Source organism: Sinorhizobium sp. P24N7, assembly GCF_042436655.1.
Taxonomy (GTDB): Bacteria; Pseudomonadota; Alphaproteobacteria; order Rhizobiales; family Rhizobiaceae; genus Sinorhizobium; species Sinorhizobium meliloti_A.
Genome location: NZ_JBHMIW010000007.1, coordinates 247001 through 270496 on the forward strand (window position 1 = coordinate 247001; position 23496 = coordinate 270496).

Sequence of the window (23496 nt, forward strand, 5' to 3'; positions counted from 1 at the left end):
TCTGGAAGTGCTCTAGCCGCTTAATATCTCGCAATTCGCATCTCTGGAAAGTAACGCGCCTTGGCAGTTTATACCGATATCACGGAAGACGAGCTGATCCGTTTCCTCGCCGCCTACGAGGTTGGATCGCTGACCTCCTACAAGGGGATCGCCGAAGGCGTGGAGAATTCGAACTTCCTTCTCCACACGACCGAGGGGGCCTATATCCTCACGCTTTACGAGAAGCGGGTAAACGCCGACGATCTGCCGTTTTTCCTGGGCCTCATGCATCACCTCGCCCAGCGGGGGCTTTCCTGCCCCCTGCCCCTTCCACGCGCCGACGGCAAGCTTCTCGGAACGCTCTCCGGAAGACCTGCGGCGGTGATCTCGTTTCTGGAAGGCATGTGGCTGAGGAAGCCGGAGGCGCAGCACTGCCGCGAAGTCGGCCGGGCGCTCGCATCGATGCACCAGGCGGGCGAGGGCTTTGCCCTGCAGCGCCCCAACGCGCTCTCCGTCGAAGGCTGGCGACCGCTATGGCGGAACTCCGAGGCGCGTGCCGACGAGGTCCAAGCCGGCCTCAAGGACGAGATCGCGACGGAGCTCGCCTTTCTCGAGGAGCATTGGCCGAAGGATCTGCCGGAAGGCGTGATCCACGCTGATCTCTTCCCGGACAACGTGTTTTTCCTCGGCGATCGCCTTTCCGGCCTTATCGATTTCTACTTCGCATGCAACGACTTCCTCGCCTACGACGTCGCCATCTGCCTGAACTCCTGGTGCTTCGAGAAGGATGGCTCCTACAACATCACCAAGGGCATGGCGCTGCTTTCCGGCTATGAGAGCGTGCGGAGATTGACGGCGGAAGAAGTAGAGGCGCTGCCGCTGCTTGCGCGCGGATCCGCACTCCGCTTTTTCCTGACGCGCCTCTATGACTGGCTGACGACGCCGCCGGGCGCGCTTGTGGTCAAGAAAGATCCGCTCGAATATCTGACGAAGATCCGATTCCACCGCGCCATCGTCTCGAGCGCCGAATACGGCCTCAGACGCGAAGAGGCCTCGGCATGAAGCACGTCGACATCTTTACCGACGGTGCGTGCTCGGGAAATCCGGGGCCGGGCGGTTGGGGCGCGGTCCTGCGCTACGGCGACGTGGAGAAGGAATTGTCCGGCGGAGAGGCGGAGACGACGAACAACCGCATGGAGCTTCTTGCGGCGATCTCTGCCCTCAACGCGCTCAGGCAGCCCTGTGAGGTCGATCTCCATACCGACAGCAAATATGTCATGGACGGGATCTCCAAATGGATACACGGCTGGAAGCGCAATGGCTGGAAAACCGGCGACCGGAAGCCGGTAAAGAACGGCGAATTATGGCAGGCGCTCGATGAGGCGAGGAACCGTCACAACGTGACTTGGCACTGGGTGAAGGGCCACGCCGGTCACCCGGAGAACGAACGCGCCGACGAACTCGCCCGCAAGGGCATGGAACCGTTCAAGAGAGCGCGTCGCGCCGACGCGGTGAAGTGAATTCGGATGGGATATAATGCGAGGCTGCGATTTCACTTGCGGCTGCCCCTCTTCCTAGGGTTCGACCCGGACTAGTCCAGCCCTCTCTTCCCCGCAGGCGGGGAAGCGGGACCTTCGGGGCATGCCGCTTGTCCCTTCGCCCCGCGTGCGGGGAGAAGGTGGCCGGCAGGCCGGATGAGGGGCAGATGCACGCAGTGCGCCTTCAGAATCAGAGCAGCTCAAGCATCGCGGCCGCACCGGAAGCGGTCGCCTGTCCCGGGCTTTCCTCGACGTTCAGCGCCTTGACGACGCCGTCTTCGACCAGCATCGAATAGCGTTTCGAGCGGATGCCGAGCGTGCCGGCCGAAAGATCGATCTCCATCCCGATCGCCTTGGTAAAGGCGGCATTCCAGTCCGAGAGGAAATGGATCTTGCCCATGCCGCCGGAGTGGGTCGCCCAGGCGCCCATCACATGCAGGTCGTTGACCGCGACCACGGCGATATCGTCGACGCCGCGCGCAAGAATGGCGTCGCGATTTTCCAGATAGCCGGGCAGGTGGTTGAGCGAGCAGGTCGGGGTAAAAGCACCCGGCACCGCGAAAAGAACCACGCGTTTGCCCTTGAAGAGCTGCTCTGTCGTTACCTCGACCGGGCCGTCTGCGGTCTTCTCCTTGAAGGTGGCGTTGGGCAGCTTGTCTCCGACGGCAATGGTCACTGGTATCTCCTCGTTTCTATGCAGCAGCGGTGTTTCGCAGGACTATAGGGTCGGCTCAATCAAACGCAAGCGTCGTTTCCATGCTGCGCCTGCCCGCGCGCAGGGTGAGCGTGATCGGCTTTCCAGCGACGTTCTTGTCCTTGCCGGAGAGCTTCACCGGAACGTCGGCCCGGCGCTCGGCGCCCTGCGCATCGTGAAAAACCGGCACGCCGAAAAAGACGCCCGACGGTCCGGCGAGAAAGAGATCGGCTGACCCGGCAGCCGCATCCGGCGGCAACACGAACTCAATCCGTAGCTTGCCGGCGGACGCATCGAATTTCGAGGTGACCACCCTGAAGTTCTCGGATGGCTGTTCCGGCAGCGCGGAGAGCGCCTTCTCGATGCGCGCACCGTCGAGCGGATTGTCGAACTCGCCGCTTTTGAGCGCAAGGGTCACATCGCCCTGCACGGGGATGCAGATATCTTCGCAGATGCCGAGGAAGACGGAGGCGCGGATGGTGACGTCGCCGCCGTTGCCGGTCTTCCTGAGCATCAGCGGGAAAGCCACCGGCGCGTCATATCCGGTGTAGCGCCCGGGCCCTTCGCCGAACGTCTTCGGCACTGGAAAGCGGATCGACCGCAGCGAGACGCCGCCGGAGGGATCGATGGTCACTTGTGGTGGTATGCCGCTTGCGCCGGGATCGCGCCAATAGGTCTTCCAGCCGGGGTTCAGTCGAACTTCGAGAATGGCGGGAATGATACCATCCGGGTTCGGGTGCGAAGCGACAATGCGGAAAGCGCCGCCGGGCGAGGTCACCCATTCGCTGGCGGCTCCATAGGACTGGGCAGGCAGAAAAAAAGCGAAGAGAAGGCTTGCCGTCGCGATGCGCTGGGCCATCTTCATTGGGGTCGAGCGTCGGGTCATGGCCAAGCTGTATCGCGTTTCGCCCTTGGCCTCCAGCGGTCCCGATATGCCGCTGCGATCATAATTGCTTGATCGGGCAAGGCGAGAGCATGGACAGGGTGTCGCTTGCGTGGGCGCAAATATCGGCGAACGCCACGTAGAAGCGCTTTTCATTTCGTCGCGAATTGATAGGCTATCATCATCATGGCGAAAAACGTGCTGAATACGATACGCGAACGTGGCTTCCTTGACGGTCAATTCCTGATCGCCATGCCCGGCATGTTCGACACCAATTTCGCCCGGACGGTCATCTTCGTCTGCGCCCATTCGGAAGACGGGGCGATGGGTTTCATTCTGAATCGTCCGCAGCGCCTGACCTTCCCGGATGTTCTGCTGCACCTGCAGCTTCTGGACCCGGATGAGGCCATCCGCCTGCCGTCGGCTACGCGCGAGTTCCAGATCCAGGCCGGAGGCCCCGTCGAGACCGGGCGCGGCTTCGTGTTGCATTCGGACGATTATCTGAGCGACTCCAGCATTCCGGTCAGTGACGACATCTGCCTGACGGCGACGCTCGACATCGTCAGGGCGATCTCGCGCGGCGAGGGACCTCTCAAGGCGACCATGCTGCTCGGCTATGCGGGATGGGGCCCAGGCCAGCTGGAGGCCGAAATCACCCAGAACGGCTGGCTGACCTGCCCTGCGCAGGAGGAGCTGATCTTCAGCCGGGACCTCGACGAGAAGTACGACAGAGCGCTGGCCCTGATGGGTGTCAGCCCGGCGATGCTCTCGACGGACTCAGGCCACGCTTGATTGCCCCTCATTCGCCTGTCGGCACCTTCTCCCCGCAGGCGGGGGGAAGCGGCAAGCGGCAGTCGCTCGATCATCTCTCAAGCCAGCAGCAGGAGGAGCGTGCCGCTTGTCCCTTCGCCCAATGGGCCATCAGGGGGCAGATGCCTCACGCCCGCTTCATCAGCGGAAATCGCTCCTTCAGGAGCCTCAGGATCGATTCCGATCCCACCGGCGGACCGAACAGGAAGCTCTGACCGTAGTCGCAGCCCATCTGCGCGAGCTGGATCGCATCCTCCTCGGATTCGATTCCCTCCGCGACCACCCGCATGTCGAGCTCGCGCGCCATCGTGATCACCGAGCGCAGGATGACCGCGCGCTTGTCGCTTGGATCGCGGACCAGCGCCTTGTCGATCTTGATCGTGTCGAAAGGGAAGCGGGTGAGATAGGAGAGCGACGAGTGGCCGGTGCCGAAATCGTCGAGCGCCAGCCGCAGCCCGGCTTCGCGGAGCTTTTCAAGCACGAGCCTGGCCTGCTCGGGGTTCTCCATGACAAGCGATTCCGTCAGTTCCATTTTGATCTGCGCCGGATCGCAGCGGCTCTTGCTGAGAATCGCGCGCATGTCGTCATAGAGTTCGTTGTTCAGAAGCTGCGCGCTCGACAGGTTGATCGAGATGAAGATCGGCAGGTCGCCGGTCTGCGCCTGCCACTCGGCAAGATCGCTCGTGGCCTTGTCGAAGGCGAACAGACCCAGCTGGTTTATCAGGTCGGAATTCTCCGCAATGGGGATGAATTCAGTCGGTGAAATATTTCCGCGCTTCGGATGCTCCCAGCGCATGAGCGCTTCGAAGCCGGCGATTTCGGCATCGCTGAGGCGGACGATGGGCTGGTATACGAGGGAAAGCTCCTTGCGTTCCATGGCGCGTTTCAGGTCGGCTTCGAGCTGTAGGCGGTCCGAGCCGGAGGTCCGGAAAGCCGGACGGAACGGTTCGACCCGGTTGCCGCCCGCCTTCTTGGCGCGGAACATCGCAAGCTCGGCATCGTCGAGCAGTCCAGCAGCGCTCTGCTCCTGATCGAGCCATGAGACGAGGCCGATCGAAGCGGTCAGGTTGATCTCCCGATTTCCGTAGTTGAGCGGGACCATGATCGCCTTGCTGACCGCATCGGCGAAGTCGGCGATCTTGGGCGGATCGCGTTCGGACATGAGGATCAAGCCGAACTGGTCGCCACCGAGACGCGCGAGCGTGTCCTGCGGGCGCAGAAGCCTGCGCAGGCGGCGCGTCAGCGCGATGAGGACGTTGTCGCCGGCGGCGATCCCCAGCATGTCGTTGACCTGCTTGTAGCGGTCGATATCGATGGCAAGCACGGTCGGGCGTATCGAGTTGCTGCCGTCGCCCATCAGGAGGATCGCCTGCAGGCGATCGAGAAAGACTTGTCTGTTCGGCAGGCCGGTCAGATTGTCCAGAAGCGCGTTGTGCAGGAGCCGTTCGACCGAATTGCGCTGTTCGGTGATGTCGTTGATGGTTCCGACGCATCGGATGATTTCGCCATTGGCGCCGAGCACCGGGCGCGCCCGGATCGAGAGCCAATGATAATGGCCATCCTCGGCGCGCACGCGGAATTCATGGTTGAGCCGCCCGCGGCGATGCTCGAGCAGGACGTCGAGCGTTGCGCGGAAACGGTCGCGGTCGTCGGGGTGCAGCCGCGGCACCCAATTGCGCACCGGCCCGTTCATCGTTCCGAGCGAAAGCCCGAGTTGGTGCGAGATATCGGGAATGGTAACGACCCGGTCGCGCGCCACGTCCCAGTCCCAGACGGTATCGCCTGATCCCGTGAGTGCCAGCGCCTGGCGCTCGAGATCGGAGAACAGGCCGAGCTGATAGGCCCCGCCGGAAAAGGCGTGCTGCATGACGGTGAAGCCGATCAGAAGCACGATGAGTACGAGGCCGCCGCCGAGTGCCGGCTGCACGATGTCGTTGGCGAGTTGACCGGTCACCGCGAGCCAGGCGCCGAACAGCCACACAAGGATCAACAGCCAGGCGGGAACGAGAAGGATCGCGCGGTCATAACGGTTGAAGCCCAGATAGGCGATCAGCACGATGCCGACGGTTGCCGTCAGCGCGAAGGACAGGCGGGCGATGCCGGAGGCGATCGCCGGATCGTAGACGGCGACGCCGAAGAGCAGCCCGAGGCCGAGAATCCATGCGAGCGTCGCGTAGCCGAGATGCTGATGCCAGCGATTGAGATTGAGATAGGTGAACAGGAAGACCACGAGACCGGCTGCGAGGAACACCTCCGTGCCCGCTCGCCATATGCGCTCGTCGTCGGCAGTCACGGTGATGAGCTTCGAAAGGAAGCCGAAATCGACGCAGATATAGGCAAGCACGGCCCAGGCGAGCGCGGCGGTGGCCGGCAGCATCGACGTGCCCTTGACGACAAAAAGGATCGTCAGGAACACCGCGAGCAGCCCGGCGATGCCGAGCACGATACCGCGGTACAGGGTGAAGGCGTTGACGGTATCCTTGTAGGCGTCCGGCTGCCAAAGATAGATCTGTGGCAGCTCCGGCGTGGTGAGTTCGGCAACGAAAGTGATGACCGCACCCGGATTGAGCGTGATCCGGAAGACATCCGCTTCTTCGCTCGGTTGCCGGTCCAGCGCAAAACCCTCGCTCGGCGTGATCGAGAGTATTCGCTGCGAGCCGAGGTCGGGCCAGAAGAGCTTCGAATTCACGAGCCGGAAATGCGGTGCGACGATAACGCGTTCGAGCTGCTCTTCCGATACATTCGCGAGCGCGAACACGGCCCAGTCGCCCTGGTGGTTTTCCGTGCTGGAACGCACTTCGATGCGTCTGACGATGCCGTCCGTGCCGGGAGCGGTCGAAACCTGAAAGGCATCGCCTCTGCCGCTGTAGATCTCCGTCGTGGCGGTAAGGTCGAGCGCCGTGTCCTCGCGCGAGATCTTCACCGGCTCGAGCGCATGCGCAACGCCGCCGCCAAGACCAAGGACGAAAACGACGAGTGCGACCAGAAACGCCGCCAGCCTTGCGGCTGGCCATGCGAGCGGCTTACGGGTCAGGGGCATCAAAGGGGCAAATTCCTGTTGGGTACGGCATCGACGGAGAGGAGCGAAAACATCAAATGGTCCCGCCACTGCCCGTTTATCTTCAAATACTGTCTCAAATAGCCTTCACGCTTAAAGCCGGCCTTTTCAAGGAGCCGGATGCTCCGTGCGTTTTCTGGAATACAGGCTGCTTCGATACGGTGCAACTCGAGCCCCGTGAAGATGTAGGGGATCGTCAGCTTCAAGGCCTCGTACATATGGCCCTGTCCGGCATGTTTCTGGCCCATCCAGTAGCCGATCATGCAGTTCTGGGCAGCACCGCGGCGGATATGACCGATGGTGAGACCGCCAAGCAGCGTTTCGTCCGGCCTGTGGAAGAGGAAGAGCGGTACGGCCTGACCGGACGCAAATTCCTGCTCGTTGCGATTGACGCGGCTGCGAAAGGCGCCTTCGGTCATTTCGTCGGCGCGCCAGGTAGGCTCCCACGGCTCCAGGAAGGCGCGGCTTTCGCTGCGCAACCGATACCATTGCCGGTAGTCGGCGTAGCGGGGGAGGCGGAGCAGGTAATGCTGGCTGGCGATCTCGACCGTATCCGGCTGCCGCGAAAGGAACCGAAAAACCGATCTTGTCATCTATGCCTCCAGGCCAATACCGCGTCGGCGCCGCCGCAGTTCGGTCGAACCGAATGCATGTCGCCCAGACAATATGCGGCGGTTGGGACGACCTGCACGAGAACAATTCCCTAATGCGCGTCGGTTGAGTCCGATCGAACGCGACGCGCTTCAGGGCACTGTCTCAATGCGAAACGTTGCACAAGTTTACGCCCAAATCGAATCCGATTTTAAGAATTGTACAAGGAAAACGAGGACGTTGAAGGAAGGCATGCGACTGGCAACGGCCGGTCAGCTCGCCGCAGCATGGATCGCGTCCGCCTTCGCGGTCAGCGAGGCCAATATGTCGTTCAGGGGAGCGAGCTGCCCGAGCGGCCCGATGGCCGACAACGTCGGAACCGTGTCGAAGAACAGGCGGCCGGCCAGGTCGGTGAGGCGCTCGATGGTGATGCCCGACAGCCGTTCCATCAGTTCCTCATTAGGAATGGGCCGGCCGTACAGCATCATCTGCCGTGCGATTTGTCCCGCACGCGCGGCCGGGCTTTCCTGACCCATCAGCAATTGCGCCCGGATCTGTGCGCGGGCACGCTCGATCTCCTGCTGATCGATGCTCAAGGACGACTTGCGCAATTCATCGACGATCACCGGCATCAATTCCGGCAGGTTTTCTCCGCCCGTTGCCGCATGTACGCCGAAGATGCCGGTATCGGAAAAGCCCCAATGGAAGGCGTAGACCGAATAACAGAGGCCTCTGTGTTCGCGCACTTCCTGGAACAGGCGGGAAGACATGCCGCCGCCGAGGATGTTGGCAAGGATCTGCGAACAATAGAAATCACGCGCGTGATAGGCCTTGCCTTCGAAGCCGAGCAGAACCTGCGCGTCCATCAGGTCGCGGCTCTCGCGGCTGTCGCCGCCGGTGTAGCGCGCGGTCTCGATGACGGGGGCGCAAACGGGTTCGGCGGGCAGGGAGGCGAAACGCTCCTCCACCTGGCGCACTATGGTGTCGTGATCGACGGCGCCGGCGGCAACGATGAAGGTGCGGTCGGTCGTATAGTTGCGGCCGAGATACTGCCGGATCTGATCCGCGCTGAAGGACATCACCGTTTCCGGCGTGCCGAGGATCGGCCTGCCGACCGTCTGGCCGCGATAGGCGGTCTCGGCAAAGCGATCGAAGACGACGTCGTCCGGCGTGTCGTCCGCCGCGCCGATCTCCTGCAGGATGACCTGCTTCTCGCGACGGAGCTCGTCCGCCTCGAAGGTCGATTCCGTCAGAATGTCGGCGAGGATATCGACCGCCAGCGGCAGATGGTCCTTGAGCACGCGGGCATAGTAGGAAGTCGTTTCGGTCGAGGTGGCGGCGTTGACCTCGCCGCCCACATTCTCGATTTCCTCGGCGATCTGGCGGGCGCTGCGCCGCCTCGTGCCCTTGAAAGCCATGTGCTCCAGGAGATGCGCAATTCCGTGTTCATTCACGGTTTCGTTGCGCGAACCGGACTTGATCCAGACTCCGAGCGCCACGCTTTCCAGATGCGGCATTCGCTCGGTAACCACCGTCAGCCCGGAAGGGAGCCGGGTGCACTCAACTTTCATCATCCGTGATCTTTCGCTCTATTCCCGAACGCGGGTACGCTCGCCGATGAAGGTTTCGACGCTCTTGAGCTCCGGATCCAGGATGTCGAAACGCTCCGCCCTAGTCATGAGATCAGCAAGCCACGTCGGAAGCGCGGGGTCAATACCACTTGCCGATTTTACTGCGGCGGGGAATTTTGCCGGATGGGCAGTCGCAAGGGTGACCATCGGGGCGGAGTTCTTCTCGTGCTTGGCTGCCACGAAAACGCCGATTGCCGTATGCGGATCAAGGAGATAGCCGGTTTCGTCGAAGGTCTTGCGGATCGTCTTCGCCACATCTTTCTCCGAGGCGCGGCCCGCGCGAAATTCCTTGCGGATTTTTTTCAGCGCTGCGTCGCCGAGCGTGAACGAGCCGGATTGCCTGAGGCTCGCCATGGCTGCGCGGACTTCCGCCGGATCGCGCTCGTTCGCCTCGAAGATGAGCCTTTCGAAGTTCGACGAGATCTGGATGTCCATCGAAGGCGAGGTCGTCGCCTTGACGTCGCGCATCTCGTAGCGGCCGTTCTTCAGGGTGCGCGCCAGAATGTCGTTTTCGTTGGTGGCGATGATCAGCTTGTCGATCGGCAGACCCATGCGCTTGGCGACGTAGCCTGCGAAAATATCGCCGAAATTGCCGGTCGGCACGGTGAAGGAGATCTTCCGGTCAGGCGCGCCGAGAGCGACCGCCGTCGTAAAGTAGTAGACGATCTGAGCCATGATACGCGCCCAGTTGATCGAATTGACGCCGGAAAGCTTCACGCGGTCGCGGAAGGCCTGGTCGTTGAACATGGCCTTGACCAGGTTCTGGCAATCGTCGAAATTGCCCTTGACGGCGACCGCGTGCACGTTCGATGCCGTGGACGTGGTCATCTGTCTTTGCTGCACCGGCGACACTTTGCCCTGCGGAAAGAGGATGAAGATATCGGTGCGATCGCGGCCGGCGAAGGCGTCGATCGCGGCGCCGCCGGTATCGCCGGAAGTCGCTCCCACGATCGTCGCCCGCTCACCCCTTTCGGCAAGAACATAGTCCATCAGCCGGGCGAGCAACTGCATGGCGACGTCCTTGAAGGCGAGCGTCGAACCGTGAAAGAGCTCCATCACGAAAGCGTTCGGTCCGGTCTGGACCAGGGGTGCTACGGCCGGATGACGGAAAGTGGCGTAGGCCTCGTCGATCATCTCGCGGAACTTGGCCGCCGGGATTTCGCCATTGGTGAAGGGTTCGAGAACGGTGAAGGCGATCTCCTGATAGGATTTGCCGCGCAGCGCCCGGATCTCTTTTTTCGAGAGCGCCGGCCATTCCTTCGGCAGGTAAAGTCCGCCGTCGCGAGCAAGTCCTGCCAGAAGAGCATCGCAAAAACCGAGAGAGGCCGCTTCTCCCCGTGTCGAAATATACTTCACCGTCGTCATCCTTCGTCGTTTGCGCGTCTGAATGAGACGCGCGGCGCTGCAGGCGCTTTTGCGTCAGTCCCTGGCAAATCGCGCGGCCATTCTTGTCACCGTGGCAATTTCACGTCGGTTTCGGAAATTTCGGTTGGGGAGCGTGGACCGGTCGATTTTTGATTTCGCCGCTGATATAGACGATGCCCGAAGGTCAAGAAAGGCCTCCAGCCGTTTTCGGCCCTGAGCTCGAGTTGACCCGAGGCGGTCTCGAGCTCTCGCCCGTTGAAGCCGGCCGCGGCGAGTTTGGCTTTGTTATAAGCCGAAATCATCGCGGTTTGGGAGTTCGTCCGTTCAGTAGAGGTTGTGCAACGTGTCTGGCAAAGTATTTCGCCGTGTTCTCGCAGTATCCCTTCTTTTGGCCGCTGCCGGCTGTAACAAGACGCAATCGGGTGGCGCCATCGACGCCGGCGGAAGCGCGACGGCGCCGACGCCTGCGGTGATCCAGGCGGCCTGCCCGCCGATCAGCCTCCGGGACGGTACCTCCTCCTACCGCACCTATGCAAAGGGTGCCAAGGACGATCCGAGCAAGATCGTCTATCAGGCCTCGCTTGCCGATACGACGCGCCAATGCGTGCAGAGCCCGGACAAGCTGACGATGACCGTCGTGGTGCAGGGTCGCGTGGTCGCCGGTCCCGCCGGCGGGCCGGGCAAGGTGACGCTGCCGATCCGCGTCGCCGCCACGGATGGCGAAAAGACGCTTTATTCGGAGCTCACTCAATATCCGGTCGAAGTGCCGGCGGGCAGCGCCACCACCCAATTCGTTTTCACCAAGGCCGATGTGACGCTTCCTGCCGGCGCCGGCGCCGAAGCGAAGGTCTTCGTAGGATTTGACGAAGGTCCGTACAGGACCAAGTAATACCCGCCCCTCATCCGGCCTGCCGGCCACCTTCTCCCCGCAGGCGGGGCGAAGGACGCGAGCGGCACGCTCCCAGCTCTCTCTTAACGTTGAAGATGCGGAGACGATGCCGCTTGTCCCTTCTCCCCGTAAGACGGGGAGAAGGTGCCGGCAGGCGGATGAGGGGCGAGCTCAACTCCGTTCAGCGGCCGCTTACTCGACCGCGACGCTCTGGCCGCCTTCCCACTTGTAAAGCGAGAAGCTTGGCGAGGTGAGGTCGCCGCTTTCGCCGTAGGTCAGCTTGCCGATGACCGTGTCGATCGCGTCGCCGGATTTGATGGCGGTGGCAACGGCAGTCGCGTCGTCGGGCGAGCCCGCCTTCTCGATGCCCGCCTTGAGAACCTGCACGGCGGCATAGGCGTTGAGCGTGAAGGCTTCCGCGGGGATGTTCTTGGCCTTGAGGGCTTCGATCACCGGTGCGGCGGCTGGGTTGCGGGTGGCGTCGCTGGCATTGGTGTAGACGGTGCCCGATGCGGCTTCGCCGCCGATTGCCCAGAACTCGGTGTTGGAAAGACCGTCGCCGCCGAGGAGCTGCGCCTTCACGCCCTGGTCATGCATCTGGCGAGCGAGCAGCCCGCCCTCCGCGTGATAGCCGCCGAAATAGACGACGTCGACGTTCTCGGACTTGAGGCGGGTGACGATCGCCCCGAAGTCCTTCTCGCCGGGCGTCAGGCCCTCATAGACCACCTCGGTGATGCCGCCTGCGTTGATCGCAGCCTTGAAGCCGTCGGCAAGACCCTTGCCATAGGCTCCCTTGTCGTGAAGGACCGCGACGCGCTTGTCCTTGAAGTTCTTGACGACGTAGTCGGCGGCGACCACGGCCTGCTGATCATCGCGTCCGCAGGTGCGCAGAACGTTCCACAGGCCGCGGGTGGTCAGGTCCGGGGTCGTTGCCGTCGGCGTGACCATCAGGATACCGTTTTCCGCCAGCACGTCGGATGCCGGCATCGAGGTGCCGGAAAGCACCGGTCCGACCACGTATTTTATGCCTTCGCCCGCCAGCTGGTTGGCGACCGAGACGGCCTGCTTGGGTTCGCCCGCGTCGTCGACGATCTTGACGACGAGTTTCTCGCCATTGACGCCGCCGGCGCTGTTGATCGCTTCGATCGCCGCTTCGGCGCCGTTCTTGACCTGCTCGCCGAAGGCCGCAACGGGACCGGTGAGCGGCGTGATGACTCCGATGGTGATGTCGGCATGGGCGAGCGGCGCAAACGCGACGCTGGCCGCCAGGGCCATTCCGGTCAATCGTGAAAGACGCATTGTGTTTCCTCCTTGGAAAATTCCCCCTTCTGGGGGTTTGCTTGATATGCCGCGCGCAGTCTGAAAATCGGCCGATTCTCGGAGGAAGTCCATGCGGCTTCAATGCGGCATGGAATCCTCGCCCGCCCTAAGCCGTTCCCCCCTAAGCCGTCCCCCCTAAGCCGTCATGGACTCCGACCATTCCGCGAGCGCGGCGATTACTCCGGGAAGCGCCGCCATTCGCGAGATGACCGTTTCGGCACCGGCTTCCGTCAGCTTGTCCGCATGGGCTGCGAACGTATGCGAACCGCCGGTAAAACCGACGACGCGCATGCCCGCCGCGCGTGCGCCATGAATGCCGTGAACCGAGTCTTCGATGACAAGAACGCGTGCCGGATCGACGCCGAACTGTGCGGCCCCATGCAGGAAGATGTCCGGCTTCGGCTTGACGCGATCCGGCCCGAGATCGCGCGCGGAATAGATGTGCTTGCCGAAATGATCCTTGATTCCGACTTTGCCGAGCGTCATCGCAAGCCGTTTGGAAGTGGAGTTGGAGCAGATGCAATGCGGAAGCGTCAGTTGCATGAGTGCCGGCCGCACGCCTTCGATGATCTTGACGTCGCGGGCAAGCCGCATGTCGAGAATGGCATCGACCTTGTCGATCAGGGAGGCGGAGAGCGGAATGCTTGCTTCCTTCTCGACCGCCAGCAACGTGTCGCGCCAGGTCATGCCGGAAAAGCGTTCGGACATTTCCTCGATGCTGATCGGATAGCCCGCTTCCGTCAGCAGTCCGGCCTCGACTTCCGAAGCGATGATTTCCGAGTCGACGAGCACGCCGTCGCAGTCGAAGATGATGAGGTCGATACCCGTCATAAATCGGTTCCTTGGGAGAAAGGCGCCGCCGGCAGGGGAGGAGCTGAAAAGCGGCGCGGGAAACGGTGTTCGCAGCTTTATACGATGGCGGATCAAAGCTCAACCTGGGGCAGGAGATGGAGAACCGGGGATTGTGGCCGATTCAACTCACAATCGCTGCAGCCGACGGTACAAATCGTCGTGATCACCGCGGGAAGAGCTCGAGAAAGGCCTTCTCGCCTGGCGCCGTAAAGCGAACTGCACGGCTGCTCTGCTCCCGTTTCGCCCAGCCCTTGTCGATGAAGAGCGTCAGCAACGCCTCCCCGAGAGAACCGGCGAGATGCGACCGCCGCTCGCTCCAGTCGAGGCAGGTGCGGCAGATCGGCCGCCTGGATTTCCTGAGCGCGGCGTAGTCGATCCCGAGCGACTCGATGCGGACACGCCCGGCATCGGTCAGGGCCAGATCGTCGTCGCCCGTCATTTCCATCTGCCGGGCGGCGATCAGGCTGTCCAGCATGCGCACGCCGTAATCGCCGGCAAGATGGTTGTAGCAGACGCGTGCCTTGCGCAGTGCCGGGTCCTTCGGTCCGGGCCGCGAGCGCGTCAGGCCGCGCCCGGCGGCAAAACCCATGAGGCTTTCGAGCATGAGGCCAACTTCGTCCTCGCTCAGCGCGTAATAGCGGTGCCGGCCCTGCTTGCGCTGTGTCAGCAAACCGCCCGCCTCCAGCTTGGCCAGGTGCGAACTGGCGGTCTGCAGCGTGATGCCGGCCTGCGCTGCGAGCTCCGTCGGCGTCAGCGCCTGGCCGCCCATCAGAGCGGTCAGCATGTTCGCGCGTGCAGGATCGCCGATCAACGAGCCGATAAGAGCTATGTCCGGACCTTCCTTCATACTTCGATGGTAGTCGAAGTATCGCGGGCCGGCAAGTCCCGGACGGCGCCGCCTGGACGACGGCCCCTGCAGCGACGCAGATTTTTCCGGCGCCTTCAGGCTTTGGTAACCATCTTCGGTAACCATAAGCCTATCGTCAGTCCGAGTAAGCGTATTTGCGAGTTGCCAATGTCATCAGTTGTTTCGCTTGCCGAAATCTCCCGTGCCGCCCGTCCGTTGAACTGGCTGGACAGCATCATCAAAGGAGATTGCGTGGCCGCGCTGAACGCGCTTCCCGATCATTCGGTCGATGTCGTCTTCGCCGACCCGCCCTATAATCTTCAGCTCGGCGGCACCTTGCACCGGCCCGATCAGTCGCTGGTCGATGCAGTGGACGACGATTGGGACCAGTTTGCCTCCTTCGAAGCCTATGACGCTTTCACGCGCGCCTGGCTGCTTGCCTGCCGGCGTGTCCTGAAGCCCACCGGCACGCTCTGGGTCATCGGCTCCTACCACAATATCTTCCGGGTCGGCGCGATCCTTCAGGACCTGCACTTCTGGGTCTTGAACGATATCATCTGGCGCAAGACCAATCCGATGCCGAACTTCAAGGGCCGACGCTTCCAGAACGCGCATGAAACGCTGATCTGGGCGACGCCGAACGCCAAAGCCAAGGGCTATACCTTCAACTACGAAGCGATGAAGGCGGCGAACGACGACGTTCAGATGCGCTCCGACTGGCTGTTCCCCATCTGCTCCGGTTCCGAGCGGCTGAAGGGAGACGACGGTAAGAAGGTACACCCGACACAAAAGCCGGAAGCGCTGCTTGCCCGCATTCTGATGGCCTCGACCAAGCCCGGCGACGTCGTGCTCGACCCGTTCTTCGGCTCCGGCACCACCGGAGCGGTCGCCAAGCGCCTCGGCCGGCACTTCGTCGGCATCGAGCGCGAGCAGGACTATATCGACGCCGCCGCCGAGCGTATCGCGGCCGTGGAGCCGCTCGGCAAGGCCACGCTCTCGGTCATGACCGGCAAGAAGGCGGAGCCGCGCGTCGCCTTCAACACTCTGGTGGAAAGCGGGCTCATCAAGCCCGGCACGGTTCTGACGGATGCGAAGCGCCGCTACAGCGCGATCGTTCGCGCCGACGGCACGCTTGCGTCCGGCGGCGAGGCCGGATCCATTCATCGCCTCGGTGCGAAAGTGCAGGGCCTCGATGCCTGCAACGGCTGGACCTTCTGGCACTTCGAGGAGGGAAGCGCGTTGAAACCGATCGACGAGCTCAGATCCGTCATTCGAAACGACCTGGCAAAACTGAACTGATCAACCAGTTCCGCCTGGGTCTTCGATAAGCGCCCCCCTCCGGTTTTTGTACCTTCAGTCCCGGATGAGCGCTTTAAACGCCCGGAATCCGAAGAGGATTCCGGGCGTTTGTATCAATTCTGGCGTCGGCCAATTACAGCACGGCGGCCGCTGTCAGTGCGGGTGCCGCCTCGGAAGGCTGGATACCGTAGGCCGCCAGATCGGCCTTCAGCCTTTCTGCGCCGGTGAACTGAACCGCGTGCCAGCCGGCCGCTTGCGCGCCCTCGACATTGGCGGCGCTGTCGTCGATGAAAAGCGTTGCGCCCGGATCGAGATCGAAGGCCTTCGCGTGGGTCCGGTAGATGGCGAGATCGGGCTTGATGAGCCGCACGTCGCCGGAGACCGTAACCCCGCGCGGCAGGGTCAGGAAGGGATAAAGCTTCTGCGCCTCCCGGAAGGTGTCGGAGGCGAAATTGGTCAGCATCGTGACGTCCCAGCCGTCGGCGATCAGGCCTTCCATGATGGCGACCGTCCCCACATAGGCGTGCGGCACCATTTCATGCCAGTGCCGGCGAAAGGCGCGGATGTGATCTTCCCGTTCGGGATGGTTGCGGATGAGGAGTGCCTCCGCCTCTTCCCAGGAGCGGCCGCGATCCTGCTCTATGTTCCAGTCTGACGTGCAGACATTGGCGAAAAACCAGTTGCGTTCCGCCTCGTCCGGTATGAGGCGGGAATAGGGAAGGTTCGGATCGTAATGGATCAGCACTTTGCCGATGTCGAAAACGATGTGGCGGATGTCGATTCTGCTCATTGGTATTCCTGCCGATCCTTGGCTTGCGACGGAAATTGGGCCGGAGCGGCCGCAAAGCGCTCCGCCTTGCATTTAGCCCGCTTCGAACGCATGCGGTATAGCCTTGGCGATTGCCTTTTTCATGACAGTCGGAAGCGCCTGCGCCTTGAGCGAGGCGAGCGGCTCCCACCATCCGCTCGTGCCGGTCCGCACCTCTCCGACATTGGCGCGCCAGACCCTGGCCCGAAAGACGGAAAGGTGCAACTCGAAATGCGTGAAGACGTGGTTGACGGTCCCGCACGGCTCCCACGCTGCGGGGAAGGGATGAGCGTCTATCGAGGTGTCGCCGTCGCGGCGCGCCGTCCAGTCCGTGCCTGGCACTTCTGTCATGCCGCCGAGGAGGCCCGTTTCGGGGCGCTTGCGAAGATAGACCGCCTCGAAGCCGTCGACGGCGACGAAGGCCGCACCCCGGCGCAGCGGCTTCTCCTTCTTGGCCGCCTTGCGCGGAAATGTCTCCGGGTCGGCTGTTTTCAGGGCCCGGCAATCCGCGCGAAAGGGACAGAGCGAACAGGCAGGCCGTTTCGGCGTGCAGATCGTCGCGCCGAGATCCATCATCGCCTGCGCGAAATCGCCCGGCCGGTCGGCCGGGGTCAGCGCGTGGACGAGGGCCCGCATTTCGGGCTTGGCCGCGGGCAGCGGCGTCTCGACCGCATGGAGGCGCGAGATCACGCGCTCCACATTTCCGTCGAGAACGGCACTTGCCCGGTTGAAGGCGATCGCGGCGATGGCTGCGGCGGTGTAGTCGCCGATGCCCGGCAGCGCTTTCAGCCCTTCTTCGCTATCGGGAAAACGGCTGCCGTGATCGCGGGCGACCGCTTCGGCACATTTCTTCAGGTTTCGCGCGCGGGCGTAGTAGCCGAGGCCGGCCCAGGCCTTCATCACATCCTCGGTGTCCGCAGCGGCAAGGTCGCCGACCGTCGGCCACAGGGTCAGGAATTTCTCGAAATAGGCTTTGACTGCCTGGACCGTCGTCTGCTGAAGCATCACCTCCGACAGCCAGACGCGATAGGGGTCGGCAACAGCACCTTTCCGCGCCGCTGCCGGCGAGACCCGCCATGGAAGGACGCGGTGGTGGCGATCGTACCATTCGAGAAGAAGTGCGGCGCTCGCCGCCTGTGGAAGATCGCGCATCATTTGCAGGGAGATCCTTTTGCGGCCTATACTTGGCCGATGCCGGCTTGAGCCGCAAGGTTCGATCGAAATTGCAAACAGAAAGTCGTTCCGTGAGTGAGAGAAAGGCCCGCAAGGGCGTCGTTCAGATCAGCGAAGTTGCCAACGGCCTGATCGATCCGGTGCTGGCGAAGCGGGCCGGCATCAACACGATGCTGCTCGGTTCGTGGGACGAAATCGCCGGTGCGGAGTTTGCCGATTGCACCCGGCCGGAAAGAATTGCCTGGCCGCGCCGCGCTTCCGAGATCGCCGGCGAAGGCGGATACCAGCCGGGTGTGCTGACGGTCGCGTGCGAAGGCGCCCGGGCGCTTTTCCTGACCCATGCCCAGGGCGAGCTGATCCAGCGCATCAACGGCTTCTTCGGTTTCCACGCAATCGGTCAGTTGCGCATCGTCCAGAAGCCGGTCGCACCGCCGCCCAAGCGCTACAGCCGCCCGCTGCCCCTCGTCGGCGAGGCTGCCCGGCGGCTCGAAACCATGGTGGAAGGCGTCGAAAGCGACGCGTTGAAGGCGGCGCTGAAGCGGCTCGGCACTGCCGTTCTGTCGACGCCGCGGCGATGACGGTCACGATTGTTTGAACGCTGTCGAAACACCCCCTCTTGTCGCCCCGCACGTGGCAAGTTATCGAAATCACGCTTCAATTTCCCTCGAGTAGAACACGGGTCCTGTCCATGTCCGCTTCCCAAACAAGCCTTCCGAAACGCCTGCTGAGCGGCGTCGCCGTTGCAGCGCTCGCTCTGGCGCTCGCAGCCTGCAGCGATGAAAAGAAGGAGGCGGCTTCAACGACGCCCGCCGAGACCACGGCGAGCACCGATGCGACGACCACCGCCTCGACGTCTCAGGCGCCTGCCGCCGCGAGCGAGGCGAAGCCGGCGACCGAAGTGGCGCAGGCCTCAACCCCTGCCGCCAAGGTCGAGTTGCCGAAGTCGGAGGGCAGCGTCGACATGGCGAAGCTCCTGGAGCCCGGAGCGCTGCCGGAAATGGCGCTCGGAGAAGCCAATGCGCCGGTCACCATCGTCGAATACATGTCGATGACCTGCCCGCATTGCGCCAATTTCCACAACGAAACATTCGACGCGATCAAGGCGAAGTACATCGACAGCGGCAAGGTACGCTTCATCGTCCGCGAATTCCCCTTCGATCCGCGCGCGGCGGCCGCCTTCATGCTGGCGCGCTGTGCACCGGAGGGGCAGTATTTCCCGATGATTTCCATGCTGTTCAAGCAGCAGGAGCAGTGGGCGGCTGCGCAGAACGGCCGCGATGCACTCCTGCAACTGTCGAAACTCGCCGGTTTTACACAGGAGAGCTTCGAGGCCTGCTTGACGAACCAGAAACTTCTGGATGATGTGAATGCAGTCATGCAGAGGGGCGCCAAGGAATTCGGGGTCAAGTCGACGCCGACCTTCTTCGTCAACGGTGAGCACTATTCGGGGGACATGTCGGTTGACGTTATGTCGGCCCTCATCGACAGCAAGCTCTGATCCATCGCTTTCAATTCCGACGGGCGACGGCGGCAGCCGTGCGCCCGTTTTTTGTCTCCGGTCGGTGGGGCTTCGCCATGCCTCACGCTGACGTATCGCCGGAAGTTCGCGGCAACGCCCGCCGCATGCGCAATGCCATGACGGAGGCGGAAGCCAAGCTCTGGAATGAACTGCGTGCGCATCGGCTGATGGGGCTTGGTTTTCGCCGGCAAGTTCCGATCGCCGGTTACATCGTGGATTTCGCCTGTGCCGCGCATCGATTGATCGTCGAGGTCGATGGTTCGCAGCATGCGAGACCTCAAAGTGCTGACTACGACCGGCAGCGTACTCGGCGTCTTGAGGCGGATGGCTGGACGATTTTGCGTTTCTGGAACGATGACGTGCTGCGCGACATCGACAATGTCTGCGAGCATATTGTCCGTGTGATCGGGAAGGGGGCGTTCGAGTGAGGCGGTCGTGGCTCACCCCCCTCTGCCCTGCCGGGCATCTCCCCCACAAGGGGGGAGATTGGCATGTGGCAATGTCTCCTTCAACCGCTGGTCTCGTATGCGGGGCTTTGCTCCTTGCCGATCTCCCCCCTTGTGGGGGAGATGCCCGGCAGGGCAGAGGGGGGTATGCGCCGCCATCCACCCCAGCGTGTCCGTCATGAAATTCACCCGGCTGCGCCTGCTCGGCTTCAAGTCCTTTGTCGAACCGACGGAATTCGTCATCGAGCGCGGCCTGACCGGGGTCGTCGGACCGAACGGCTGCGGCAAGTCCAACCTCGTCGAGGCGCTCCGCTGGGTGATGGGCGAGAACTCCTACAAGAACATGCGTGCCTCCGGCATGGACGACGTGATCTTTTCCGGATCCGGCAACCGCCCGGCGCGCAACACGGCCGAAGTCGGCCTTTACCTGGACAATAGCGACCGCACCGCGCCCGCAGCCTTCAACGACAGCGACGAGATACAGGTGACGCGCCGTATCGAGCGCGAGCAGGGCTCGGTCTACCGCATCAATGGCAAGGAGGCGCGCGCCAAGGACGTGCAGTTGCTGTTTGCCGATGCGTCCACCGGTGCGCGCTCGCCCTCGATGGTGGGCCAGGGCCGCATCGGCGAGCTGATCGCCGCCAAGCCGCAGGCGCGCCGGCAACTGCTCGAGGAGGCGGCCGGCATTTCCGGTCTCCATTCGCGCCGGCATGAGGCGGAACTCAGGCTGAAGGCGGCCGAAACCAATCTGGAGCGCCTCGACGACGTCACCTCGCAGCTCGAAAGCCAGATCGAGAGCCTCAAGCGCCAGGCGCGCCAGGCCAACCGGTTCAAGATGCTGTCGGCGGAAATCCGCCGGCACGAGGCGATCCTGTTCCATACCCGCTGGGTGCAGGCCAAGGAAGCGGAGGCCGAGGCGACCAGCCAGCTGAACCAGATCACTGCGCTCGTCGCCGAGAAGGCGCAGGCGCAGATGGAAGCCGCCAAGGCTCAGGCGATCGCGAGCCTCAAGCTGCCGGAACTGCGTGAAAGCGAGGCGAAGTTCGCTGCCGGGCTGCAGCGCCTGCAGATCGCTCGCGCGCAGCTCGAGGAGGATGCCGGCCGCATCCTGCGCCGCCGTGAGGAATTGCAGCGGCGACTGGCGCAACTTGCGGAGGACATTGCCCGCGAAGAGCGGCTGGTCGCCGACAATGCCGGCATTCTCGCCCGCCTCGATCAGGAGGAGGAAGATCTGCGAGACGCGCTGGCCGAGGCGGATGATCGCGGCGCTCAGGCGCGTGAAAGGCTCGACGAGGCCAATGAAAAGCTAGCGGCGAGCGAAGCCGGTCTCGCCCGCATTACGGCCGAGCGCGCCGAGGCGCAAGCCGCGCGCAACCAGATCGAGAGAGCGCTGCGCGATCTCTCCGAGCGGCAGGCGCGCCTTGCACGCCAGCTTGCGGATCAGGGGCGCGAAGTCGACGAGCTTGACGGTCAGATGGCGCGACTCCCCGACCCGGACGAAAAGAGGGGGCAGGTGGAGCTTGCGGAGGCGGCGCTGGAGGAGGCCGAGGCCGCCGTCGCCGCCGTCGAAGAGAGACTCGCCGAGGCGCGCGCCGACGAAGCCGCCGCGCGCCCGCCCGTCGACGAGGCCCGGGCGCGGCTGAACGGCATCGAGACGGAAGCGCGAACGATCCGGCGCATGCTGGAGGCGGCCGGCGGCAGCACCTATCCGGCCGTCGTCGAGGAGATGAAAGTCGAGCGCGGCTTCGAGGCGGCGCTCGGCGCGGCTCTTGGCGACGACCTCGATTCGCCCCTGGAACAGGCGGCGCCGGCGCACTGGCGCATGCCTGGCGACGATGCGAACGATCCCGCATTGCCGGCTGGCGCCCTCCCTTTGATCGATTTCGTCCAGGCACCGGAGGCGCTGAGACGAGCGCTCCGGCAGATCGGGATCATCGAGAGCGACGAGGAGGCGGAGCGACTGCTGCCGCTCCTCAGCACCGGCCAGCGGCTGGTGACGAGGCAAGGCGCCGTCTGGCGGTGGGACGGCCACGTTACCGGCTCGGAAGCGCCGAGTGCTGCGGCCCTAAGGCTCGCCCAGAAGAACCGCCTTTCCGAACTGGAAGGTGCAGCCGAGGAGGCGAGCGAGGCATTGCTGAAGGCGGAGGCGCATCTTGCCGCTGCCGGAGCGCACATCCGAGCCGAGGATGAGCGGCTGAGGCTTTCGCGCGAGGCGCAACGCATGCTTGCACGGCAGCTCTCCGAGGCGCGCGATGCCTTGGCAGCCGCCGAGCGGGCCTCCGGCGATCTTGCCCGGCGCCGCGCGGTGCTTGCCGAGACGAAGCTCCAGATCGAGGGGCAGGCCGAGGAGATCGCCGAAGCGATCGAGGCGGCCAGGGAGGCCTCTGCCGGTCAGCCGGATCTTGCAGAGCTCGACCTGCGGCTGAGCAATCGGACGGCCGAAGTCGCGACCGACCGTGCGGCGGCGGCCGAGGCTCGCGCCGCACATGACGGTCTCGCACGCGAAAACGATGGGCGCCTCAGGCGGCTTGCGGCCATCGCCGGGGAGCGAGAGACCTGGGCAGCGAGGGCGGCGAGCGCCGAAGATCACATTGCGACGCTTCGCGAGCGCGAGGCGGAGGCGCGCGAGGAGGTCGAGGAACTGCTCGATGCGCCTGACGAGTTCGACGACAAGCGCCGCGCGCTGATGAACGAGCTGCAAAAGGCGGAGGCGTCGCGCCGAGAGGCGGCCGACAGACTCGCCGAGGCGGAAAACCACCAGCGCGAAGCGGATCGCCAGGCCGCCATCGCGCTCTCGGAGCTGGCAGAGGTACGCGAAAAGCGCGGCCGCGCCGAAGAGCGGCTCGTTTCTGCGCGGGAGCGGCGTGTCGAGATAGAGGCGCGCATCCTCGAAGCATTGTCCTGCGCCCCCCATGAAGTGATGCGCCTTACCGGCCTCGGCCCCGACGAAGGACTGCCGGATATGCGCAGCGTGGAACGGGAACTCGAGCGGCTGAAGATCGAGCGGGAAAGGCTCGGCGCCGTCAACCTGCGCGCAGACGAGGAGCAGAAGGAGCTTTCGGAACGGCTCGCGGCGCTGCTCAAGGAACGCGACGACGTCATCGAGGCGATCCGCAGGTTGAGGAGTGCCATCCAGAACCTCAACCGCGAGGGCCGAGAGCGGCTGATTGCCGCGTTCGACGTGGTCAATGTGCAGTTCCAGCGGCTTTTCACCCATCTCTTCGGGGGCGGCACGGCGGAACTGCAGCTCATCGAAAGCGACGACCCGCTGGAAGCGGGGCTCGAAATCCTTGCCCGGCCGCCCGGCAAGAAGCCGCAGACGATGACGCTGCTTTCCGGCGGCGAGCAGGCGCTGACTGCCATGGCGCTGATCTTTGCCGTCTTCCTCACCAATCCGGCCCCGATCTGCGTTCTCGACGAGGTGGATGCGCCGCTCGACGACCACAATGTCGAGCGCTACTGCAACCTGATGGACGAAATGGCGGCCTCCACCGAGACCCGCTTCGTCATCATCACCCACAATCCGATCACCATGGCCCGGATGAACCGCCTGTTCGGGGTCACGATGGCGGAGCAGGGGGTCTCGCAGCTCGTCTCGGTAGACCTGCAGACGGCAGAGCGGCTGCGCGAAGCCATCTGATGGCGACCCTCCAATTTGGTGCACTGCAACAAAATCTTCGCCGAGTGCATTTTCAGGCCGGAGCATATACTGTAGATGGTCTGGAGCGGGGTGAGGAAAAGTGCGTGCGCTTTTCCGCCCGCACCCCGCTCTGACTTCTTAGATTCGATCACGT

The 23496-nt window shown here is 63.4% G+C and carries 20 protein-coding genes; 9 read left to right on the top strand and 11 right to left on the bottom strand.

All coding sequences use genetic code 11. The features are described 5' to 3' along the window. Window positions 1-60 precede the first annotated feature (60 nt). Together ACFHWW_RS14570 and rnhA are read left to right on the top strand one after the other, a co-directional pair. Window positions 61-1041: a homoserine kinase gene (locus ACFHWW_RS14570; RefSeq protein ID WP_379938893.1), complete on the top strand. Its 981-nt coding sequence runs from the start codon at window positions 61-63 to the stop codon at window positions 1039-1041. Then, window positions 1038-1499, top strand: a complete 462-nt coding sequence (rnhA, locus tag ACFHWW_RS14575; RefSeq protein WP_018094452.1) for a ribonuclease HI — start codon at window positions 1038-1040, stop codon at window positions 1497-1499. Before ACFHWW_RS14570 ends, rnhA begins: the two co-directional genes overlap by 4 nt. Window positions 1500-1707: 208 nt before the next feature. Here the strand turns inward: rnhA and ACFHWW_RS14580 are convergent, their stop codons facing one another. Continuing rightward, window positions 1708-2193 carry a peroxiredoxin gene (locus tag ACFHWW_RS14580; protein ID WP_018094453.1) on the bottom strand — a complete coding sequence of 162 codons (486 nt, stop codon included), beginning with the start codon at window positions 2191-2193 and terminating at the stop codon, window positions 1708-1710. Window positions 2194-2248: 55 nt separating this feature from the next. Further along, the gene (locus tag ACFHWW_RS14585; protein ID WP_379939040.1) at window positions 2249-3076 is read right to left on the bottom strand and encodes a protein-disulfide reductase DsbD domain-containing protein; all 828 of its coding nucleotides are present in this window, start codon (window positions 3074-3076) and stop codon (window positions 2249-2251) included. A 204-nt stretch (window positions 3077-3280) separates the two neighbouring features. Between ACFHWW_RS14585 and ACFHWW_RS14590 the strand changes: the two genes are divergently transcribed. After that, the gene (locus tag ACFHWW_RS14590) at window positions 3281-3886 is read left to right on the top strand and encodes a YqgE/AlgH family protein (protein WP_018094455.1); all 606 of its coding nucleotides are present in this window, start codon (window positions 3281-3283) and stop codon (window positions 3884-3886) included. Window positions 3887-4031: 145 nt separating this feature from the next. Here ACFHWW_RS14590 and ACFHWW_RS14595 read toward each other — a convergent pair whose 3' ends face one another. From ACFHWW_RS14595 to thrC, 4 genes are all read right to left on the bottom strand, one after another. Continuing rightward, a complete protein-coding gene (locus ACFHWW_RS14595; protein WP_275596627.1) occupies window positions 4032-6944 on the bottom strand; it encodes a sensor domain-containing phosphodiesterase in 2913 nt (970 codons plus the stop codon). After that, on the bottom strand, window positions 6944-7555 hold the full coding sequence (locus ACFHWW_RS14600; RefSeq protein ID WP_379938897.1) for a GNAT family N-acetyltransferase: 612 nt from the start codon (window positions 7553-7555) through the stop codon (window positions 6944-6946). Before ACFHWW_RS14600 ends, ACFHWW_RS14595 begins: the two co-directional genes overlap by 1 nt. A gap of 270 nt (window positions 7556-7825) precedes the next feature. Next, entirely contained in the window at window positions 7826-9127 is a 1302-nt protein-coding gene (locus ACFHWW_RS14605; RefSeq protein ID WP_018094458.1) for a pitrilysin family protein, read from the bottom strand. 15 nt (window positions 9128-9142) lie between these two features. Then, window positions 9143-10549, bottom strand: a complete 1407-nt coding sequence (thrC, locus tag ACFHWW_RS14610) for a threonine synthase (RefSeq protein ID WP_198516904.1) — start codon at window positions 10547-10549, stop codon at window positions 9143-9145. A gap of 343 nt (window positions 10550-10892) precedes the next feature. On the opposite strand from thrC, the gene ACFHWW_RS14615 reads away from it, so the two are divergent. Next, a complete protein-coding gene (locus tag ACFHWW_RS14615; RefSeq protein ID WP_379938900.1) occupies window positions 10893-11438 on the top strand; it encodes a hypothetical protein in 546 nt (181 codons plus the stop codon). Between the two features lie 192 nt (window positions 11439-11630). On the opposite strand, the gene ACFHWW_RS14620 is transcribed toward ACFHWW_RS14615, so the two are convergent. The 3 genes from ACFHWW_RS14620 to ACFHWW_RS14630 all read right to left on the bottom strand — a co-directional run bounded on the left by ACFHWW_RS14620 (window position 11631) and on the right by ACFHWW_RS14630 (window position 14457). Then, window positions 11631-12737 (bottom strand): ABC transporter substrate-binding protein, encoded by a 1107-nt coding sequence (locus tag ACFHWW_RS14620; RefSeq protein ID WP_100674568.1) that lies wholly within the window; start codon window positions 12735-12737, stop codon window positions 11631-11633. 156 nt (window positions 12738-12893) lie between these two features. Further along, entirely contained in the window at window positions 12894-13589 is a 696-nt protein-coding gene (locus ACFHWW_RS14625) for an HAD family hydrolase (RefSeq protein WP_379938902.1), read from the bottom strand. Between the two features lie 184 nt (window positions 13590-13773). Continuing rightward, window positions 13774-14457 carry a helix-turn-helix transcriptional regulator gene (locus ACFHWW_RS14630; protein ID WP_100674577.1) on the bottom strand — a complete coding sequence of 228 codons (684 nt, stop codon included), beginning with the start codon at window positions 14455-14457 and terminating at the stop codon, window positions 13774-13776. A gap of 168 nt (window positions 14458-14625) precedes the next feature. On the opposite strand from ACFHWW_RS14630, the gene ACFHWW_RS14635 reads away from it, so the two are divergent. Then, window positions 14626-15756, top strand: a complete 1131-nt coding sequence (locus ACFHWW_RS14635) for a site-specific DNA-methyltransferase (RefSeq protein ID WP_324763059.1) — start codon at window positions 14626-14628, stop codon at window positions 15754-15756. A gap of 133 nt (window positions 15757-15889) precedes the next feature. Here ACFHWW_RS14635 and ACFHWW_RS14640 read toward each other — a convergent pair whose 3' ends face one another. Next, window positions 15890-16546, bottom strand: a complete 657-nt coding sequence (locus ACFHWW_RS14640) for an HAD family hydrolase (RefSeq protein WP_379938904.1) — start codon at window positions 16544-16546, stop codon at window positions 15890-15892. Window positions 16547-16618: 72 nt separating this feature from the next. Then, window positions 16619-17719, bottom strand: a complete 1101-nt coding sequence (mutY, locus tag ACFHWW_RS14645; RefSeq protein WP_379938906.1) for an A/G-specific adenine glycosylase — start codon at window positions 17717-17719, stop codon at window positions 16619-16621. Window positions 17720-17808: 89 nt separating this feature from the next. Here mutY and ACFHWW_RS14650 point away from each other — a divergent pair, with 89 nt between their 5' ends. The 4 genes from ACFHWW_RS14650 to ACFHWW_RS14665 all read left to right on the top strand — a co-directional run bounded on the left by ACFHWW_RS14650 (window position 17809) and on the right by ACFHWW_RS14665 (window position 23342). After that, window positions 17809-18315, top strand: coding sequence for a DUF721 domain-containing protein (locus ACFHWW_RS14650; protein ID WP_026168555.1), 507 nt, complete (start codon window positions 17809-17811; stop codon window positions 18313-18315). 110 nt (window positions 18316-18425) lie between these two features. Continuing rightward, window positions 18426-19235, top strand: coding sequence for a DsbA family protein (locus ACFHWW_RS14655; protein ID WP_379938909.1), 810 nt, complete (start codon window positions 18426-18428; stop codon window positions 19233-19235). A 77-nt stretch (window positions 19236-19312) separates the two neighbouring features. Then, window positions 19313-19684 carry an endonuclease domain-containing protein gene (locus ACFHWW_RS14660; protein WP_379938911.1) on the top strand — a complete coding sequence of 124 codons (372 nt, stop codon included), beginning with the start codon at window positions 19313-19315 and terminating at the stop codon, window positions 19682-19684. 196 nt (window positions 19685-19880) lie between these two features. Beyond that, window positions 19881-23342 carry a chromosome segregation SMC family protein gene (locus ACFHWW_RS14665; RefSeq protein ID WP_379938913.1) on the top strand — a complete coding sequence of 1154 codons (3462 nt, stop codon included), beginning with the start codon at window positions 19881-19883 and terminating at the stop codon, window positions 23340-23342. Window positions 23343-23496 lie beyond the last annotated feature (154 nt).